This window comes from Pseudomonas sp. RW3S2 (genome assembly GCF_014268955.1).
Lineage (GTDB): Bacteria > Pseudomonadota > Gammaproteobacteria > Pseudomonadales > Pseudomonadaceae > Aquipseudomonas > Aquipseudomonas wayambapalatensis.
The window spans coordinates 146,542-165,534 of the sequence record NZ_JABWRM010000011.1; the positions used below are offsets into that span (position 1 = coordinate 146,542).

The following is an 18,993-nucleotide window of genomic DNA, read 5'->3' on the forward strand; positions in this document are numbered from 1 at the left end:
GCTCAAAGCACGAATCAGATGAAGAAATCGAGGCGCAGGTATACCGGGTGCTCCTTGTCGGGCAGGGCATCCGGGCGTTCGAGGCTGCGGGCAAAAGTCACACTGGCCGCCAGGTGACGGCCCCGGGCGAACAGCTCCAGCGAATGGCTGCTGGCACGGCCATGGCGGTCGCCGTTGTAGCGGTCGTTGCGGATCACACCCAGGTCGTAGCCCAAGCCCATCCCGTATTCGGCAATCACCGGCTGTGCGACGGACCAGGTCACCGGGCGCGTCCAGCGCAGGTCGCTGCGCCAGTAGGCGCCGCTGTCGCCGGACAGCGACTGGTCCTTGAAACCACGCACCGATGACAACCCACCCAGGCTTATGCGCTGAGGGCTGAACAACACGTCTTCGCTGCGCTGGGCGGTAGCCAGGCTGGTGACGCTCAACTGCTCGCCGAATACCTCAAAGCCCTGCACGTAACTGACCGTCGCGGTGTACTTGCGATAGCGCGCGACCGGCTCGCCAGGTCGCGGATTGCCGTTGCCCTGGGCATCGAAGGCACCAATGCCCTCCTGCGTGCCCAGGTCAAGGTTGACGAAGGCCGTGCCCAGGCGCCGACCGTGGTTGATGCCGAACTGCGCTTCGCTCAGACGATTGCTGCTGGCTCGCAGCAGGCTGTCTTCGATGTAGTTGCGGGTGCGCAGATGGGCAACGCCCAGGTTGACCGAGGTCTTGCTTGTGGCGTCGCGATGCAGTACACGATCGACGCGCAATTGATGATTCTGGCTGTCGCCGGTCTGTTTGAAGTCGAAGCCGTTGGCCTGGCCTACGGAGCGGTAGTCGGACGCGCTGTAGCTGTACGAGAAGTTCCACCAGCCCCAGGGCAGGCTGTAGGCCAGCACCCCGTTCTTCGCCCCCTTGGTGTGATCGCTGACCACATCGTGGGCACCGCGTAGCACCAACTGGTCGGCCAGGCCCAGCGGGCTATCCCACTCGAAGCCTAGGTTGACCTGCTGCTCGCCAGTGCTGCGTTGGCCTTCGTTGTTGCGCGACAGGGAAGCCCGCCAGGGCTTGTGCGCCTGATTGCGTACCAGCACCTGGCTGCCACCCACCGCCTCGCCAGGGACCAGTTCCATCTGCGCCTTGTTCGAAGGCAGACGGTTGAGTTGGTCGACCATCTGCTCGATCTCACGCAGGTTCAGACGCTCACCGGGCGCGCCGGGAAAAGCCATGGCCAGCTCCCGCTCGCTCAGCCTGCTGTCGGGAGCTGCGCGCAAACTCTCCAGGCGCCCCTCTACCACCAAGACCTGCAGATGCCCGGTGGACAGGTCCTGCTGCGGCAAGTAGGCGCGGCTGGTCACTCGGCCACGATCCAGATAATGGTTGGTGATGACCTTGAGGAGCTCGTTGAGCTGGCTGACACCCAGGCACTGACCAATGAACGGCTTGAGCAGGCGCTCGCGCTCGGTCTCGGTGAGGCTGTCGGCACCCTTGAGGGTGATGGAGCGAATGGTGAAGCAGCGGGTGTCTTCAGTCGCCGGTACGGCACTCGGCGGCGCCGTGCTGCCGGGCAGGTTGCGCAGCTCTTCGATGCGCCGCTGCTGCTCTTGCAGCAGGCGATCCTGGCGGTCGCGTATAAGATCCTGCTCCAGCGGCGAGGCCGCCAGGGCAGGCATGCTGGCAGTCAGCATGAGAATCGCGCTGCAAAGGCGTGTGCGAAACCCTATCGCCATGTTCCAGTCCCTGGGCGGTGAAAAAGTGGGGACGGAGAATACAGAGATGGCCTTTTGGCGTCAATTTACCATCACATCAAGGGCAAACAGCTACATGCTGAACCTTTGCTGGCCGGCCAGACTCCACCGATAGACTGCACAAGGAGCAAGCGCCATGAACGTTATCTGCCGCATCACCCTGCTCGCCACCCTGTCCTGCGCCCTGCCCGCCTGGGCCTGCACACCGGAAGAAGCCACGCAAAAGCGCGAGGAGCTGGCCAAGCTGGTGACTCAACTGACCGAGCAGAACCCGCAGAAGGCCAAGGAGATCAACGACGAACTCCAGGGCATGGAGCTAGGGACGGCGAGCAAGGACTTGCCAGACAAATGCCAGCTGATCGACAAGCGCGTGAAGGAGTTGAAAGAGGCGGAGCAAAAGGCGGGCTGAATCAAGCAGCCTGACCCCCTTTGTGGGAGTCGCGGTTCGGCGCCCCGACTGGTGCCGCGATCGGACGCGACGCGGCCGCAAACCAGGCCGCCGGGATGTCTCTGGAACACCGCGGTGACTGGGTTGCGGCCGCTTCGCGCCCGATCGCGGCACGAGGCCGCTCCCACAGGGATGGGGGGTTATTCTGCCTTAGGCGTACGCTTTTTCAGCGGTGCCAGGCCATCGGCGCTGGCCAGCGGCGCGTTCGGGCGCGGCTTGGCGGTCGGCTTGCGCTTGGCGGCGGCCTTTTTGTCGCCGGTCTTCTTGTCGACCTTTTTCTTCTTCGCGCCAACCGCCTTGCCCGAAGCCTTGACCTTCTTCGGCCCGCTGTAGGTGCCCTTGACCTCCTTGATGACGCGGCGCTCGAACTGCTGCTTGAGGTAGCGCTCGATGCTCGACATCAGGTTCCAGTCGTTATGGGTGATCAGCGAGATCGCCAGGCCTTCGCCACCGGCGCGGCCGGTACGGCCCACGCGGTGCACGTACTCGTCACCACTGCGCGGCATGTCGAAGTTGATCACCAGGTCCAGGCCGTCGATGTCCAGGCCACGGGCCGCCACGTCGGTGGCGACCAGTACCTTGGAGCTGCCCTGCTTGAAGCGCTCGATGGCCAGCTTGCGATCCTTCTGGTCCTTCTCGCCGTGCAGCACGAAGGCCTTCACGTCCTTGGCCACCAGGTGACCGTAGATGCGGTCGGCCAGGGCGCGGGTGTTGGTGAAGATGATCGCCTTGTCGAAGGTCTCGTTGGCCAGCAGCCACTGCACGATCGCTTCTTTATGCTGGTCGTGGTCGGCGGTGATGATCTGCTGACGGGTGCCTTCGGCCAGTTGCGAGACGCTGTTGAGCATCAGGTGCTCAGGGTCTTTCAATACCTTGCCGATGATGTCGCGCAGCGCTGCACCGCCGGTGGTGGCGGAGAACAGCAGGGTCTGCTCGCGGTTCTCGCACTCCTTGCACAGGCGCTCCATGTCTTCGGCAAAGCCCATGTCAAGCATGCGGTCGGCTTCGTCGAGGATCATCACCTGCACGTGCGAGAGGTCGAGGTTGCCCGCGTTGAGGTGCTCGAGCAAACGGCCCGGGGTGCCGATCAGCACGTCCGGCACCTTGCGCAGCATCGCGGCCTGCTCCTTGAAGTCTTCGCCGCCAGTGACCAGGCCAGACTTGATGTAGGTGAACTGCGAGAACAGCTGCACCTGCTTGAGCGTCTGCTGCGCCAGCTCGCGGGTCGGCAGCAGGATCAGCGCACGGATCTCGACCCGCGGCCCGCTCAGGTCGACCAGGCGGTTGAGCAGCGGCAGCACGAAGGCTGCGGTCTTGCCGCTGCCGGTCTGCGCCGTGACCCGCAGGTCACGCCCTTGCAGGGCCAGGGGAATGGCCGCCGCCTGCACCGGGGTCGGCTCGACAAATTTAAGCTCGGCCACGGCTTTGAGCAGGCGTTCGTGCAGGGCGAATTGGGAAAACACGGGTGTACCTCAGACAGATGCGGACAATTCGGTTGCATAGGGTAACGTTTTCCGTGGCCAGAGCCGAGTTTCTTTTGGCACCATCAGCGACTTCCGCGCATCGACTGCGCTTCGTTTACTGTGAATATCGGCCTTATCCCATGGACATCCAACGACTCTGGCACGACACCCTCGACCTCTGGGGCGTTCTCGACCAACATCCACTGCTGCACGCGGCCCTCGGCCTTGGCGTGCTGTTGCTGGTATCGCTGCTGGTAGGCCGCCTGGCACGCCTGCTGGTGGTGCACGTCAGCCGTCTGCTGGCCCGTCAGCCCACGCTCCGGTGGCTCGATGACCTGCGCGACAACAAGGTACTGCAGCGCCTGGCGCAGACCACGCCGTCACTGGTGGTGCAGTTCGGCCTGCGCCTGGTGCCGGAGTTGTCCGATACCGCGCAGCATTTCCTGGGCAACCTTGCGCTGGCCTTCACCCTGCTGTTCATGACCCTGGCGGTGTCGTGCCTGCTCGACGCCCTGCTGGACATCTACGCCCGCACCGAACACGCACGCACCCGCTCGATCAAGGGCTATGTGCAACTGGCGAAGATGGCGCTGTGGGTGTTCAGTGCCATCGTCATCGTCGCCACCCTGATCGACCGCTCGCCGCTGTTGCTGCTGTCGGGCCTGGGTGCAATGTCGGCGGTGCTGCTGTTGGTGTACAAGGATACGTTGCTGTCGTTCGTTGCCAGCGTGCAGTTGACCAGCAACGACATGCTGCACGTTGGCGACTGGATCGAGATGCCCCAGGTCGGCGCCGATGGCGATGTGATCGACATCACCCTGCACACGGTCAAGGTGCAGAACTTCGACAAGACCATCGTCTCCGTCCCCACCTGGCGCCTGATGAGCGAGTCGTTCCGCAACTACCGCGGCATGCAGCAGTCCGGCGGGCGGCGCATCAAGCGCAGCCTGTTCATCGACGCCACAGGCGTGCGTTTTCTCACTCAGGAAGAGGAACAACGCCTGGGCGGCGTGCGCCTGCTCGGCGACTACCTGGCGACCAAGCGCAAGGAGCTGCACGACTGGAACGAGGCCCAGGGCCTGGTCGCCGAACTCTCGGCCAACCGCCGCAAGCTGACCAACATCGGCACCTTCCGCGCCTTCGCCCTCGCCTACCTGCAGAACCACCCCGGGGTGCATCCGGACATGACCTGCATGGTTCGCCAGATGGAGACCGGCGCCGAAGGTGTGCCGCTGGAGATCTACTGCTTTACCCGCACCACGGTGTGGGGCGAGTACGAGAGGATCCAGGGGGATATCTTCGATTACCTGCTGGCGGTGTTGCCGGAGTTTGGGTTGAGTTTGTATCAGCAGCCTAGTGGTAGCGATATGCGCTCAGGGCTGGCGGCGCGGGTCGAGCGGATGAGCGAGGCCTAAAAAGCGCTCCCCCTGTGGATGCGGCGGTTCGGCGCCCCGAATTGCCCCGCGAAAGGGCCGCAAAGCGGCCCTCTGCAATGAAAAGCCGTATCCGATAACCAATGGAAGCTCAAACTCTTGGGTTTCCACCTAAAAGCCGCATAGCAACTCGCGCCTCCCTGCCAGTACTTCGCTTGCGCAACGCGTAGCCGCACTTATCGGTTGCCCATTTAAACCGCAAATAATCTGCATGCTGAGCGATCGTGTGCCGAACCATTTGAGCAAGTCCTATGTCAACGACAGAGCCGCGTACAGATAGGGGCGCGCTGGCCTACAGTGCAGAAAGTGCTTTGGACTGATGGGCATCAGACGGCTGCTTTATCAGCCCTGCGCGCGTCCAGTAACTGCCCATCGCGCTCCCCCTTGTTTTTAGAGACTGCGTCCATGGAACACTCAAGCTGCGCCGCTTCGCACGACCGTGCCCTTGACTGGCTGAACTTCTTCCTGGCTGACGTGCGTGACGGACTCGGCCCCTACCTCGCCATCTACCTACTTGCCGTGCACCAGTGGCAGCCGGCGAGCATTGGCCTGGTGATGAGCCTGGCAGGCATTGCTGCACTGGTGGCGCAAACTCCAGCGGGAGCCTTGATTGACCGCACGACAGCCAAACACGCGGTGGTCGTGACCGCCGCCGTGCTGGTGACCGGCAGCTGCCTGCTGCTGCCGTGGATTTCGTCGTTCGCCGGGGTGGCCTTGACCCAGACGATCGGTGCCATAGCAGGCTCGCTGTTCGCTCCGGCGATTGCCGCCATCTCGCTGGGCATCACAGGCCCCAAGGCCTTTACGCGAAGGGTGGGTCGCAACGAGACGTTCAACCATGCGGGCAATGCCTGCTCAGCATTGCTGGCCGGTGGCTTGGCGTATCTGTTCGGCCCGGTGGTGGTGTTCTATCTCATGGCGGTCATGACCGTAGCCAGCATTGTGGCGATGTGGCGTGTGCCAGCAGCCGCCATCGACCACCAGGTGGCTCGCGGCCTTGTCCATGGTCCGGGTTGTGCTGAAAACCTTGCCAGGTTCAGGGTCCTCCTGCACAACCGCACGCTCTTGGTATTCGCTGTGTGCTGCGCTTTATTCCACTTGGCCAACGCGGCGATGCTGCCGCTGGTGAGCCAGAAGCTATCGCAAGTCGACCTGCGCTTGGCCACGCCACTCACATCCGCCTGCATCGTCGCAGCGCAGTTGGTGATGGTGCCGATGGCGCTGCTCGTGGGGGCAAAGGCCGAGACCTGGGGGCGCAGGCCGTTCCTTCTGGCCGGCTTTTTCATCCTACCGCTACGCGGAGCCCTGTACGTTGCGTCCGACAATCCCTTCTGGCTGGTTGGCGTGCAATTGCTCGATGGAATCGGCGCAGGCATCTTCGGAGCATTGTTCCCGATCGTGATCAAGGACTTGACCGAAGGCACCGGGCGCTTCAATTTCAGCCTTGGCGCGCTGACGGCGGTGTTCGGACTGGGCGCTGCGCTCAGCCCTGGGATTGCCGGGCTGGTTGTTCAAGCAGCCGGCTACGATGCGGCATTCCTGACCTTGGCCGGCATTGCCGCGGTCGCCTTCGCAATAGTGCTGATGGCGCTGCCGGAGACTCACCCGCGCGTCGCACCATCGCCCCTGCCTACCCCTGCCGGAAACTAGACGCCTCATGCCTTACAGCGAAAATGCCTCGATCATCTGGACGGTAGCCGCTCTGGCAACCTGCGGTGTCATCCTGCGCCCATGGCGGATCCCGGAATACGTCTGGGCCATGGGCGGTGCGCTGCTACTGACAGGCCTGGGCCTGATCACACCGCGCAGCGCTCTGGCGGCAGTGGCCGAAGGCGGCGACGTGTACCTCTTCCTGATCGGCATGATGGTACTGGCCGAGCTTGCACGCCAGGAGGGGCTGTTCGACTGGCTGGCCCGCTACGCGGTCCGCCACGCCCGAGGTTCGGGGCAAAGACTGTTCGACCTGGTATTTCTGGTGGGTACGCTGGTCACCGTGTTCCTGTCCAACGATGCAACGGCGGTGGTGTTGACTCCCGCGGTGTATGCGGCGTGCAAGGCTGCCAAGGCCGAGCCTTTGCCCTACCTGTTGATCTGCGCCTTCATCGCCAACGCCGCCAGTTTCGTGCTGCCGATTTCCAACCCGGCCAACCTGGTAGTCTTCGGCAGCCAGATGCCCCCGCTACTGGAGTGGCTGAGGCAGTTCAGCTTGCCATCGCTTGCGGCAATCGCTGTGACCTATCTGGTGCTGCGCCTGACCCAACGCCGGCAGATCCGCCAACCGCTGACCCTGAATGTGGATAACCAGCCACTGTCTCTGGGTGCCCGTCTATGCGCAGTGGGCATCGTGCTCACGGCAATTCTGCTGCTGGGGGCCTCAGCGCTGGACCGGGCACTAGGCCTGCCGACCTTCTGTGCCGGCGTGGCAACCACAGCACTGATCCACTTACGCCAGCGGCGTAGCCCGATGCCGGTGCTACGCCATGTGGCGTGGGGTGTGCTGCCGTTGGTGGCGGGCTTGTTCATACTGGTCGAAGCTGTCGCCCAGACCGGCCTGATAGTGCAGCTTGCCCAGGGGCTGGCTGCTCTGGCCGCAGACTCGACGATCAGGGCCAGTTGGGTGGGAGGCGTGGGCGTGGCCATCGCCAGCAACCTGATGAACAACTTGCCGACTGGACTGATAGCCGGGTCCATGGGGTCGCTGGTGGCCCTGCCGCAGCAGGTGACCGCTGCGCTGCTGATCGGCGTCGACCTGGGGCCGAACCTGTCGATTACCGGATCACTGGCCACCCTTTTGTGGTTGGTGGCGATCCGTCGCGAAGGGGCGCATGTCAGCGCCTGGAACTTTTTGCGTCTAGGGGTGCTGGTGATGCCGCCTGCACTTGCAGCAGCACTGCTGGCGCTTTGGGTGTGAGTCAGTGCGTACGTGCTCCCAGTCCTGCATGGTTCGCCAGATGCAGACCAGCGCCGTGGGTGTGCCGCTGGAGATATACTGCTTTACCCGCACCGTAAGCGTCTGGGGAAGGCACATCGCGATGCGCTAAGCTTTAGTCCTTTAGTGTTGAGGTCTCAGCATGGAATGTCACGTTCGTCCTGCCACGAGCAGAGATGCAGTAGCGATAAGCCGCGTAGTTATTGCCGCCCTGCGTGAGTCAAATTCACAGGACTATCCGCCTGATGTGATCGCTCAGGTTGAGCAAAGCTTTTCCCCTGAAGCCATCACCACACAGCTTAAGAAGCGTAAGGTCTTCGTAGCCTTGTTGGGCGAAAACATTATTGGCACTGCCGGTCTCGACGGTGATGTGGTCAGAAGTGTTTTCGTTGACCCGGCTCACCAAAAAGGCGGTATCGGGCGGCATCTGATGGATGTCATTCATACAACTGCTGCCAGCGCAGGAGTTGGAGCTGTACGTGTGCCATCGTCGATTACAGCTGAAAGATTTTATGCCGCATTGGGTTATCAAAAAATCCGCGACGAGTTTCATGGGGCGGAGCGCACCATCGTTATGGAGAAGCGGCTGTAGGATTAGCCCAGACTATTTACCCCACTTATGCGGCAACAAATCAGTGATCTCACTGGCCCGCTGCGTGGGCAGCCGCGTCAGCTATGTACTTCTATATTCCCGGCGATTTGTGTGTGCTGTTCCAGCGGCGGCCCACGTCTCGTGACCAATCGTACACGTGCCTTGAGCCGCAGCCCTTCAGGATGACCGCAAGCGATGAGGCGTCCTATACGTCCCATCAAGCGCTGAATGTCCTTCTGCATCTCCAGCGGGGGACCACCGACCCAGTCGCGAGCGCTGTCTTCTAACTGCTTGACCGCGGTGCGGATGGCCATTCGTTCCTTCTTGGGCAGACTAGGTGAAGAGCCATCAACAACCAAGCCAGTGATTGTCACCGCATCCACTTTGTCACCCGAGATTAGGGCCTGGCCGCGTTTCCGCACATGAAGTTTGCTCCGTTTGGGCCGGCACCCTTTCTGGCCCAGCATCCATGTCACGGAGCCGATGACTAAAGTAGCTACCTCTTGTGGCATGTCAGTCTTACTGGACACCGTGATGTCATCAGCAAAGCGGGAATACCTGAGGCCTTTAGCATTAAAGCGTTCGGCCAAGGCCGGTTCGATGTCCCAAAAGACAAGGTTGGCGAGGTAACTGCTAGTGCTTGCACCCTGTGGAACCTGACCCTCTCGGGTAACCAAGTCGGCTAATAGTTCGGAAACCTCATCAGAAAAGCCAAGTAACTTCGAAAAAACCTGGCGTACATGCGCCACGGTGATAGACGGGAAAAAATCGGCAATGTCCTGCAGGATGATAGATTTTGATCCTGCGTGAACGCGGGCATTCGCGTAGATGCTTCTGGGAGCGTGAACATCCTTGATCCCTCCTTGCAGATAGCATGGATAGGAAATCTTGCTGAGGATTCGATCGACAATTTTGCGCTGGATGGTCTTCAGAGGCTCGTGAGCATCGTAGGTATGACGCGGCGTCTTCCCATCTTTTTTGGTTTGGGGGACATACCGGTAAAGGCGGGAGCCTCTCTTGGCGAGCGCGATCAGACGCTCCGTAGGTTCACCCAACGCTCGGGCCAAAGCGCTAACGCTATAAATTGGGCTATGTGGATAATGCAGAGCGTCCATGTGCAAGGTTCCGAATAGAGGCCTGTCCGGATGAACAAACCTCTGAAAATTCGAATGATGTGGTTTGTTGCGTCATAGGATGTTCTCAACGTACGGCAGTATCACAGTGCTGAAATAATCCACAGCTTCACAAGCCTTTTCCCACAACCAGCAATAGTAAGGGATTCGCCTGATGTGCTTGGCCGCTGCTCGCGCTTTGGCCTTGATCTCAGCTAGTCGCCCTGGCTTCACTGGTTCGGGTGAGACCGTGTTGATGACGCGTGCATCTTCATTGTTGTGCATGGATTGACGAGCCTTGCGGCGCGCCAGTTTCTTTAAATTACGCATGACTTAGGTTCCCAACGACAGGCCGAATTTGCCCCGCCGCCAAGCATTCCGGGCCGAAAGGAACGCTGAAGATGCAACTACAAACCACAGTTCTGCTTATCAATTCCTTGATAAGCCGTCCGCCGCTATACCACCACCTTCGCTCCGCCGTAATGCAACACCTTGGGACACCTTAAGATTCACCACTGGGATGAGTCTTGGGATTACCGTTAGGCGCTACGCACCAGGGTTTGAGGGCAGCGGCAACAACATGTGCCGCGAAGATAGCCGAGGAGAACACCAAGGCGACCAGTTTCCCAGTCAACAACTGCAAGCCCGAATTCAAGTCATATTTAAAGAGCACCTGGATGGTCACATCCAGCAAGTACATATTTACCAAAACAAGCGAAGCGACTGCAAGCTTAATTTGTGATCAAAAACATAGGAAGCACCAGCCAATATTCTGGCAGCAGAAAAGTCAAAAAATCATCACTCTCAGCGCCTAGAACTCCAGGCCCTTGGTCGCGTCAAGTTCAAGATCATAGCGGTGAGTGAATCGCCCCAGCTTTGGTAGACACTTGATGACTACTATTGGCCGATTGCTGCCTCGGTTGCACGCGAGAGGCTAAAACGGAATGTGTTGGATGAGCATTATGACAACCAGCAAAAACCCGCAATACTTCACGATCTGCGCACGCCTACTCGACAATCCGGAAGATGCGCTAACAGGTAATACCGGCGGGGACTGCTAGGGTCTGTATGAAAAGCCTTGAGACGAAGGTCAGGCAAGGCAAAAACAGCCGAGGAAGCGGAGTTTACGGGTTGTAAATGAGCATTCCGAGGCTGTTTTCAACGCAACATCACCGAGTATCAAGGTTTTTCATACAGAGCCTGGGTATGCAATAGGCGCTACGAGGTGGAAATGGAATGCACAGAGCCGCGCGACTACGTACGCCAAGAATACGAGGCAAGAGTTCAACCTGGCTGGATCGATCCGTTCAAGCCGTAACTCGGAAGCTGCATTACGACTGCTTTGGGTCGAAAAACAGCAGCTACCCATCCAAAGCGATCGCTCGCCTCCAAGCCAATCTTTGTTGACCATAGACTCTCTAAATCCCCCACATCATGCGCAGGCCCTGTAGAAGCGGGCTTGCCCCGCGATCACCGGCATAGCCGGTGCCAGCCACCGCGATGCTGCCATCGCGGGACCAGTCGCAGCGGCGAACCGCCGCCCCCACAACCCACTCAACTCCAGGTCCGGTACACCCGCCTTTACCGACGCATCCCAAGCTCCGCATCGTCCATCAATGCCTTGGCCAATGCACTCAGGTAATACGAAGCCCAGACCAGCTGTGGGTTCTCATCCATCACCCCACTCAAGGTCATGTCACGCACATACCCCATCAACTCCGATGCCTGCTCACGCGCACGCTCGCAGGGGATGCCCGGCTCGATGCAAAACAGCGGCTGGGTCAGGCCCTTGCCTTGGTAGAACCGTGTTTTGCCGACGGTGGTGTTCAGTGTGGTGTCGTTTCTATCCATCTCTTCATCTCCCTGAAAACCTCGATGCTCGCTGAACAACTCTGTTGTGAAAGTGGCGGTTCGGCGCTCCGACTTGCCTGCGAAGAGGCCAGCCCCGCCACATCCCATTCAACTCAGTGAGCCGTCTGCGGCTCTGCCGGCATCTGAATCTGTATCAAAGCCGACTCCAGCAAAATCCTCAGCGCTTCCATTTCATGAATGGCAGCCATTATCAGGAGCGAGACGGGTGACTTAGGTTGGAGGAGGACCGCTTGATGAGCCACGGGTTGTGCGCAGAGTGCGTACTCGGTGGCTTGGATGATGGTGTCTTCGAGGGAGTGATTGTTGTGAGGTGGGTCGGGAACAACTTTCAGCATGACTACGTCCTTTCAAAGATGCGGTCACCTGCCTACTGTCAAACAGAAGGGTGGCAGCTGTACGTGGGTTGACAGACCGGCGGACATAGCAAGTTCCGGCGCACGCAAGCGTGCCCGCACGTACAGCCGCCATAAAGGGAAGCTGCAAGCCATGTACCATCACAGCCTGTCAAAGCTGTGTCGTTGATGTGCAACGACGCGCCGAGACTAGAGCGCTGCCCAGGGGGCCGCAACGGAAAAAAGGCGGTAGGAGTATCTTTGGGAAATGGACTACACGAAAGACGCATTTTCTGAATTTCGAACAATCAAACACGCTCTTGAAGAAGCCCAAAGCCTCAGCCAAACACCGCCCCCCCACATTCCCCCGCTGTCAATCGACTTACGATGCGGATCACCCACTGAATCCCTGTCTTACCAATTTGTAACAAACCTCCTGACGCCATTAAGATCGCGTCTTCCCCCCACCAGGAATCTCCAGGCAATGGACATGCGTCGCCTTTTAACTCTCTCCTGCAGCAAAGCACTACTCCCCCTGTTCCTCGGCCTGTGCTCCGCTAATGCACTGGCCAGCAGCCTCAGCGAAAGCCTGGTCTCGTGTGAGCCGTCTTTCTTCAAGCAGCTGTATTCCCAGCGCGCCGATCTGGGTAAGACCGTCAAGCTGGCCCGCAATGATCAGCGCGGCCTGGCCTGGCTGCCAGTGCAGGATCGCCGCGACTTCGACACCGCGTTCCAGCACTTCAGCCCCGCTGTCGACGACCAGGGCCTGCGCCTGACCAGCTACTACGACCGGGTCATGGACCTCGGCGAGCAAGGCACCTACTACTTCTGGGGCTTCGAAATCGATGCCAGTCGCGAGCAGGTCATGGCCAAGTTGCCGCGTGCGCAATGGCAGGAAGCCGGCGAGTACTTCATTTCCAGGCCGCAGATCAAAGCGGATGCCAATTCCCCCTGGCAGGACAACCCTGCGGCGGCCTCGGGCATCGCCCCGGCAGCGGGTTCTGCGGAGAAGCTCCTGATGCTCAGCGTTGAGGACGGCAAGACCCGCCTGCTCTGCTCGTTGCAGGGCAGCGTAGATGAACGTTTGTTGCAGCAGGAACGTCCGGACATCGCGCAAGGGGCCACACGATGAAACGCCTCACATACCTGGCCGCGGTATTGCTGCTGGGCGGCTGCGCCCACGGCGCTGCACCGCACAAGGCCATGGCCGAAGCGCCAGTCAAGCCACCTGCCGGCATGTTCAAACTGCTGGAGGACGCGGAACTGGCAACCTACTTCGACGCCCGTTCCGTCGCGCTGTACCAGGGCAATCCGCAGTTGCGTCAGTTCTACCTGATCAACAATTACCTCGGACCCGCCGCCTCCGGCGATAAGTCGCCAGAGATCCGAAGTTCGCAGGTGGTCCGGGTGATCAACTGCGAGCAGGACCAAACGGCGCAGTTCGGCCGGGTGTATTTCTCTCTGCCCTTTGCCCAAGGGCAGGAAGTGGCGCGCAAGAACGATATTGCGCAGTGGAAGCCGTTGCAGCGGCAGTCGCTGATCGGGAATCTGCGCGATTCGGTATGCAAGATCGATGCGACGCATCTGCGAGCGGGTAAGGCGCAGTAACTGGGCCGATACGTGAGCAGCCTGGTGTACGCGGCAATACAAGGCGCCCCGAGGGGCGCCTTCTTCATGTCTGTCAGCCCGCCACACCCAGCAGGTACATGAGCCCGGTCAGGGTCAGCAGCGAAGCCACCGTAGACAGCAGGATGGTGCGCGAAATGAGCCCCGCCTCACGGTTGTAGTACTCAGCCAACATAAATGGCCCGGTCCCGGTCGGCAGCGCCGCCAGCAGCACCGCCGAGGTCGCCCACATGGTCGGCAGACTGAACACCTTGAAGGCCAGCACCCAGGTCAGCGCCGGTTGCCCGACCAGCTTGAGCCCCACCAGCGGCCAGGGGCTGGCCTGCGCGCCGCTGCGTTTCTGCGCCAGGAATGCGCCCAGCGACACCAGCGCGCAAGGCGTGGTGGCCAGGGCGAGCATGTCGAGAAAATGCATCACAGGCTCCGCCAGGCCCAGGCCGGACATGGCCCAGGCGGCGCCGGCCAGTGGCGAAATCACCAGCGGGTTCTTCGCCAGCGCATTGCCCACCAGCATTACAGCACGGCCGATCTGGCGTTCTTCCTGCAGGCCGATCTCGATCAGGGTCAGGGAAATCGCGAACACCAGGCAGACCACGATCAGCGACGAGATCAGCGCCGGTTGCAGCCCCGGCTGGCCAAACAGCAACAGGCACAGCGGGATGCCGATGTAGCCGGTGTTGGCATAGCCTGCGCTCAGGCCATCGATGCTCGAAGCCACCAGGCTGTGGCCGCTGAACAGGCGCCAAGCGAGAGTGATGAAGAACATTGCAAGGGCGCCAGCACCGAAGGCGACAATGAAGCCGGGATGCCAGATTTCGCTCCAGGTCGCGGTGGCGGTCACCTTGAACAGCAGCGCCGGCAGACACAGCCAGACCACCATGCGATTGATTTCGGCGGCGGCCTGCTCGCCGAGCTTGCCAGTCTTGCGGCACAGGTAGCCGACCAGGATCAGGGCGAAGATCGGCGCGACGATGACCAGGATGGTATGCATGCGCGCCTCAGGCCTTACCGGCCAGCGCGGGGGTGCGACGGTCGCCCAGCCGGCTCAGCCACACCGAGGCGAGGATCACCGCACCGCCGATGAACAACCGCCCCAACGGCTCGTGCTGGTTCCAGATCAGCAGGTTGAGCAGCAGGCCCACCGGCACATGCAGGTTGTTCATCACCGCCAGGGTGCCGCCGGAAACCAGACAGGCGCCCTTGTTCCACCAATACAACCCCAGTGCGGTCGGGCACAGGCCGAGGAACAACAGCACCAGCCATTGCACGTCGGTGCTCGGCAGGTGCTGGGCGTTGCCGAACAGCAGGAAGGCCGGCAGCACGACGATCAGCGCGCCCAGGTAGAAGTAGCCAAAGCGCTTGTAGTGCGGCAGGTCGCTGGGGTGGCGGGCGATCAGGTGGCGGTACAGGACCTGCCCGGCGGCGTAGGTGAAGTTGGCCAGTTGCAGGAGCAGGAAGCCCATGAAGAACTCGCCGCTGATGCTGTCGAAGCGGATCACCGCTGCGCCGGCCACCGCGACCAGCGCCGCAAGCAGCGCCCAAGGGTTGAAGCGGCGGTTCAGTGCATCTTCGATGAGGGTGACGTGCAGCGGGGTGAGGATGGTGAACAGCAGCACTTCAGGCACGGTGAGCACGCGAAAGCTCAGGTACAGGCAGACATAGGTGATGCCGTACTGCAGCGCGCCGATCAGCACCATCGAGCGCATGAAGCGCGGCTCGACCTGGCGCCAGAGGGTCAGCGGCAGGAACAGCAGCCCTGCCAGCAGCACCCGCGCCAGCACGGCGAAATAGCTGTCGACATGGCCGGCCAGGTATTCGCCGATCAGGCTGAAGGAAAACGCCTGGATCAGCGCGACGATAATCAGGTAGCCCATGGTTGCCTCTCGTGGATCAAGGCGGCGACCTTAGCGGGTAGGGGGTGGTCTGGGCAACCGGGAGGAGGATGAAGATGCGGCGGTGGATGGCACCGGCTGTGCCGGTGATCGCGGGACAAGCCCGCTCCCACAACTCACATCCATGAGTGCCACCGCTTTTGTAGGAGCGGGCTTGCCCGCGAACACCGGCGAAGCCGGTGCCATCCACCGCGGCGCCCTTTTCGCGGGCAAGTCGGAGCGCCGAACCGCCCACAAATCTTGCCTGTCAGCGCTGCGCGTCGAACTCGGCCATCAGCACCTCGACCAGCTGCGCGGCCGGCAGGGCGCGCGCCCGGTGGGCGCCGGTACCGGCCCATTGTGCGGCGAAGTCGCTGCAGCCCTGGGCAGTCGCCACGCTATTGAGTGCCTTGTTGGCATCGTAGGCGCGGGGATAATCCGGCACGCCCGCAGCACTCTTCACCTCGAACGCCCGGTTGACCATACCCCGCGCAGGCCGTCCGGAAATTGCGCTGGTGATCTGCGTCTGCCGCGCCCGTGGCCCGCTCAGCGCCTCACGGTAGGCCGCGTTGGCCGACGATTCCGGGCACAGCAAGAACGCTGTACCCAACTGCGCCGCACAGGCGCCCTGCGCGAACACCTTGGCGATGTCTGTGCCATCCATGATTCCGCCAGCTGCGATGATCGGCAGTCGAACCTGCTCGGCCAACAGGCGCACCAACTCCAGCGTGCTCGATTCGTCGTCATGCTCAGGATCGAATATCCCGCGATGACCACCCGCCTCGTAACCCTGGGCGATCAGTGCATCGACCCCTGCTTGCTGCACTTGCAGCGCCTCGTCCACGCAGGTCACGCAGGCCAGTAGCACGATACCGGCCGCCTTCAGCGCCTCGATGAACGACTGCGGCGGCAGGCCAAAATGAAAACTCACCACTGCCGGTTTTTCTTCCAGCAGCATCTGCAGCATCTCGGGGTCTTCGACGAACGAGCGATAGATTTCCCGCAGGCCCTTCGGCGGCTGGGCCTGGAACTCGGCAAAGCGCGCTTCGAGCGCCTGCAGCCAGGCGTCCTCGCGCACGTCATCTCGCAGCGCCGGGCGGTGGCAGAACAGATTGACGTTGAACGGTTGTTGGGTCAGCGCGAAGGTTTCGCGTATGTACTGGCGAGCCTGCTCGACCGAGCTCGCGCCGATCGCGATCGACCCCAAACCACCCGCATTCGATACCGCCGCCGCCAGCGCTGGCGTAGAAACGCCCGCCATGGGCGCCTGGATGATGGGGAAACGTACGTTCAGCAAAGCCTGGATGTCAGTGGTCATGGAGGTTGCTCATCATGGGTTGCTCATGGCGGGTGCGCATGTCCGTTGGCGGGGAGCGAGCCCAGAGTTGACCTTAAGCGCACCCATGAATTTTCACAAATGATGATAAATGATGAATTCCATCACTGATCGTGAACCAGCAGTCTGGCCCGGTCGCCTCCAAGCCACTGGAAAACCGATCATGAAATGATGCATAAACACCCCATCAATCATCATCAGTGATAGGTAGACCCCATGGAAATGCGCCAGTTGAAGATCTTCTGCGCCGTGGCCGAGCTGGGCAGTTTCACCGCGGCTGCGGTCAGGATCAACACCGTGCAGTCCAACGTGACCATGCGCATCAAGGAGCTCGAGGCGGAACTCAAGCGCGAGCTGTTCATCCGCAGAAAATCCGGCGTCGTGCTCACGGTCGCGGGCGAGACGTTTCTCGGGTATGCCCGGCGCATCCTGCAACTGACCGAAGAAAGCCGCAGCGCCCTGCTCGATACCGGTGTACCCAACGGCCCGCTGCGCCTGGGCTCGATGGAGACCACTGCCGCCATTCGCCTGCCGAAGATCCTCACCCGCTACCGCGAGCAGCATCCCGATGTGCAACTGTCGTTGCTCACCGGCACCACTGCCGAACTGATCAAGGCCATCGAGTCCCACCGGATCGATGGCGCTTTCGTCGGAGGGTTTCACCAGAATCCGATGCTTGCCCAGCAAGAGGTGTTCAGCGAGGAACTGGTGCTGGTCAGCAGCGACCAGTTCGATTCGCTCGACACCTTGATGGCGCGAATGCCCTCGCAGACAGTGCTGGTGTTTCGCAGCGGCTGCTTCTACCGATCGACGCTGGAGAACTGGTTCTATCGGATGGGCCTGGTGCCCAACCAGATGATGGAAATGGGCAGCCTGGATGGCATCCTTACCTGCGTCTCGGCCGGAATGGGCGTGACTCTGTTGCCCAGGTCGGTGACGCAGAACTGCAGCGTGCGCCATGCGATTCGCTGCCATGAACTACCCGCGGAATTCTCCCGCGTGTCCACGGTGTTCATCCGTCGCCAGGATTCGTTGCCGACCTCGGCGATGAGCGCCTTCATGGAGCTGGCGCAGCAGCGCAGGGACGCGGCGGACCTGCACTGAGCCTGGCGCAAAAAAAAGCCCGGCCATTCGCATGACCGGGCACATACACCCAAAGGAGCAACAGGTGTCAGGGTTGGGAATTCGTGGACGCCTCGCGCCTCAAGCCACTGCGGCGAGCTTCGCCTTGGCCTGGTTCAGCCCCTTCTCGTGGAAGTCGCCGCTCATGTTCAGGCCCTCGGCGTGAATGAAGTTCACCTCGTGGATCCCGATGAAGGCCATCACCTGGCGCAGGTAGGGTTCCTGGTGATCGCTGGCAGCGCCGGCGTGGATACCGCCGCGGGCAGTCAGGACGATCGCACGCTTGCCGTTGAGCAGCCCCTGCGGGCCGGTCGGGGTGTACTTGAAGGTGATGCCGGCACGCAGCACATGGTCGAGCCAGGCCTTGAGTGTGCTGGGGATGGCGAAGTTGTACATGGGCGCCGCCATCACCAGCACATCGGCGGCCAGCAACTCATCGGTCAGCTCGTTGGAACGGGCCAGCGCATCCATTTCAGCCGCGCTGCGCTGCTCTTCAGGCTTCATCCAGCCGCCGAGCAGGTTGGCGTCCAGGTGCGGCACCGGGTTGACCGCCAGGTCGCGTACCTTGATCTCGTCGGCAGGATGCGCCGCTTGCCACTGCTGGATGAAGTCACGGGTCAGTTGACGGGAAACGGAATCCTGTTGGCGGGCGCTGCTTTCGATGATCAGTACGCGGGACATGGGGTGCCTCCATCGGCAAATAGGGTTGCGATTCGATGGAGGTGAGATTAAGACTTGACCTATCGATAAAAAAGCGTAAAAAGTGGGTTCAATCTATCGATTAATTGGTTTTATTCCGGTTTGCAGCTCAGGTCGATGCGCAGCTTGATGATCTGCCGGTTGAACTTGGCCGTCACATCCACGCTCTTGCCGGCCGGCACATTGACCCGACGCACCCTCGGCGCTTCGGGGCCATTGCGCATGGTGACCTTGCAGGCAGCCGGCACCTGCCCGTAGTTGTTCAGGCTGATGCTGCCGATGTCATAGGCGGTGTCGTACGCGGTGTAGTCGAGCTTGACCCCTTCGATCTCCTTCTGCACATCGATGGGATAGGCCATGGCGCTCAGGGGCAGGGACGTCAGCAGTACCGCAAACCATTTCTTCATTTCGCGCTCTCCTTATGA

The 18,993-nt window shown here is 61.1% G+C and carries 19 protein-coding genes; 8 read left to right on the plus strand and 11 right to left on the minus strand.

Annotated features, from left to right (window positions below; translation table 11 throughout):
- Positions 1-14 precede the first annotated feature (14 nt).
- Entirely contained in the window at positions 15-1,673 is a 1,659-nt protein-coding gene (locus tag HU748_RS17270; RefSeq protein ID WP_238343395.1) for a ShlB/FhaC/HecB family hemolysin secretion/activation protein, read from the minus strand.
- A gap of 196 nt (positions 1,674-1,869) precedes the next feature.
- Between HU748_RS17270 and HU748_RS17275 the strand changes: the two genes are divergently transcribed.
- Positions 1,870-2,142 (plus strand): hypothetical protein, encoded by a 273-nt coding sequence (locus tag HU748_RS17275; RefSeq protein ID WP_065861476.1) that lies wholly within the window; start codon positions 1,870-1,872, stop codon positions 2,140-2,142.
- Between the two features lie 179 nt (positions 2,143-2,321).
- Here the strand turns inward: HU748_RS17275 and HU748_RS17280 are convergent, their stop codons facing one another.
- Positions 2,322-3,644, minus strand: a complete 1,323-nt coding sequence (locus HU748_RS17280; protein ID WP_186721218.1) for a DEAD/DEAH box helicase — start codon at positions 3,642-3,644, stop codon at positions 2,322-2,324.
- Between the two features lie 140 nt (positions 3,645-3,784).
- Between HU748_RS17280 and HU748_RS17285 the strand changes: the two genes are divergently transcribed.
- The 4 genes from HU748_RS17285 (at position 3,785) to HU748_RS17300 (ending at position 8,598) form a co-directional block, all read left to right on the plus strand.
- Positions 3,785-5,059 carry a mechanosensitive ion channel family protein gene (locus HU748_RS17285; protein WP_186721220.1) on the plus strand — a complete coding sequence of 425 codons (1,275 nt, stop codon included), beginning with the start codon at positions 3,785-3,787 and terminating at the stop codon, positions 5,057-5,059.
- 423 nt (positions 5,060-5,482) lie between these two features.
- The gene (locus tag HU748_RS17290; RefSeq protein ID WP_065861474.1) at positions 5,483-6,727 is read left to right on the plus strand and encodes an MFS transporter; all 1,245 of its coding nucleotides are present in this window, start codon (positions 5,483-5,485) and stop codon (positions 6,725-6,727) included.
- Positions 6,728-6,734: 7 nt separating this feature from the next.
- Positions 6,735-7,988 carry an arsenic transporter gene (locus tag HU748_RS17295; RefSeq protein ID WP_186711085.1) on the plus strand — a complete coding sequence of 418 codons (1,254 nt, stop codon included), beginning with the start codon at positions 6,735-6,737 and terminating at the stop codon, positions 7,986-7,988.
- Between the two features lie 160 nt (positions 7,989-8,148).
- Entirely contained in the window at positions 8,149-8,598 is a 450-nt protein-coding gene (locus HU748_RS17300) for a GNAT family N-acetyltransferase (protein ID WP_186721221.1), read from the plus strand.
- A 77-nt stretch (positions 8,599-8,675) separates the two neighbouring features.
- On the opposite strand, the gene HU748_RS17305 is transcribed toward HU748_RS17300, so the two are convergent.
- The 4 genes from HU748_RS17305 to HU748_RS17320 all read right to left on the minus strand — a co-directional run bounded on the left by HU748_RS17305 (position 8,676) and on the right by HU748_RS17320 (position 11,917).
- Positions 8,676-9,713: a reverse transcriptase family protein gene (locus HU748_RS17305; protein ID WP_186721222.1), complete on the minus strand. Its 1,038-nt coding sequence runs from the start codon at positions 9,711-9,713 to the stop codon at positions 8,676-8,678.
- Between the two features lie 72 nt (positions 9,714-9,785).
- On the minus strand, positions 9,786-10,040 hold the full coding sequence (locus tag HU748_RS17310) for a hypothetical protein (protein WP_186721223.1): 255 nt from the start codon (positions 10,038-10,040) through the stop codon (positions 9,786-9,788).
- A 1,251-nt stretch (positions 10,041-11,291) separates the two neighbouring features.
- Complete coding sequence (locus HU748_RS17315) at positions 11,292-11,561, minus strand: DUF3077 domain-containing protein (protein ID WP_186721224.1); 270 nt, start codon at positions 11,559-11,561, stop codon at positions 11,292-11,294.
- Positions 11,562-11,674: 113 nt separating this feature from the next.
- Complete coding sequence (locus HU748_RS17320) at positions 11,675-11,917, minus strand: hypothetical protein (RefSeq protein ID WP_186721225.1); 243 nt, start codon at positions 11,915-11,917, stop codon at positions 11,675-11,677.
- Positions 11,918-12,404: 487 nt separating this feature from the next.
- On the opposite strand from HU748_RS17320, the gene HU748_RS17325 reads away from it, so the two are divergent.
- Positions 12,405-13,046, plus strand: a complete 642-nt coding sequence (locus HU748_RS17325; protein ID WP_238343396.1) for a hypothetical protein — start codon at positions 12,405-12,407, stop codon at positions 13,044-13,046.
- Positions 13,043-13,522 (plus strand): surface-adhesin E family protein, encoded by a 480-nt coding sequence (locus tag HU748_RS17330; protein WP_186721228.1) that lies wholly within the window; start codon positions 13,043-13,045, stop codon positions 13,520-13,522. The genes HU748_RS17325 and HU748_RS17330 overlap by 4 nt, the downstream gene beginning before the upstream one ends.
- A gap of 73 nt (positions 13,523-13,595) precedes the next feature.
- Here the strand turns inward: HU748_RS17330 and HU748_RS17335 are convergent, their stop codons facing one another.
- From HU748_RS17335 to HU748_RS17345, 3 genes are all read right to left on the minus strand, one after another.
- Positions 13,596-14,531: an AEC family transporter gene (locus HU748_RS17335; RefSeq protein ID WP_186721229.1), complete on the minus strand. Its 936-nt coding sequence runs from the start codon at positions 14,529-14,531 to the stop codon at positions 13,596-13,598.
- A gap of 7 nt (positions 14,532-14,538) precedes the next feature.
- Positions 14,539-15,414, minus strand: a complete 876-nt coding sequence (locus HU748_RS17340) for a carboxylate/amino acid/amine transporter (protein ID WP_186721230.1) — start codon at positions 15,412-15,414, stop codon at positions 14,539-14,541.
- A gap of 265 nt (positions 15,415-15,679) precedes the next feature.
- Entirely contained in the window at positions 15,680-16,729 is a 1,050-nt protein-coding gene (locus HU748_RS17345) for a nitronate monooxygenase (RefSeq protein ID WP_186721231.1), read from the minus strand.
- 234 nt (positions 16,730-16,963) lie between these two features.
- On the opposite strand from HU748_RS17345, the gene HU748_RS17350 reads away from it, so the two are divergent.
- Positions 16,964-17,851 (plus strand): LysR family transcriptional regulator, encoded by an 888-nt coding sequence (locus tag HU748_RS17350; protein WP_186721232.1) that lies wholly within the window; start codon positions 16,964-16,966, stop codon positions 17,849-17,851.
- A gap of 99 nt (positions 17,852-17,950) precedes the next feature.
- On the opposite strand, the gene HU748_RS17355 is transcribed toward HU748_RS17350, so the two are convergent.
- Complete coding sequence (locus tag HU748_RS17355; RefSeq protein WP_186721233.1) at positions 17,951-18,550, minus strand: FMN-dependent NADH-azoreductase; 600 nt, start codon at positions 18,548-18,550, stop codon at positions 17,951-17,953.
- Between the two features lie 110 nt (positions 18,551-18,660).
- Positions 18,661-18,975, minus strand: coding sequence for a hypothetical protein (locus HU748_RS17360; protein WP_054893296.1), 315 nt, complete (start codon positions 18,973-18,975; stop codon positions 18,661-18,663).
- Positions 18,976-18,993: the final 18 nt, after the last annotated feature.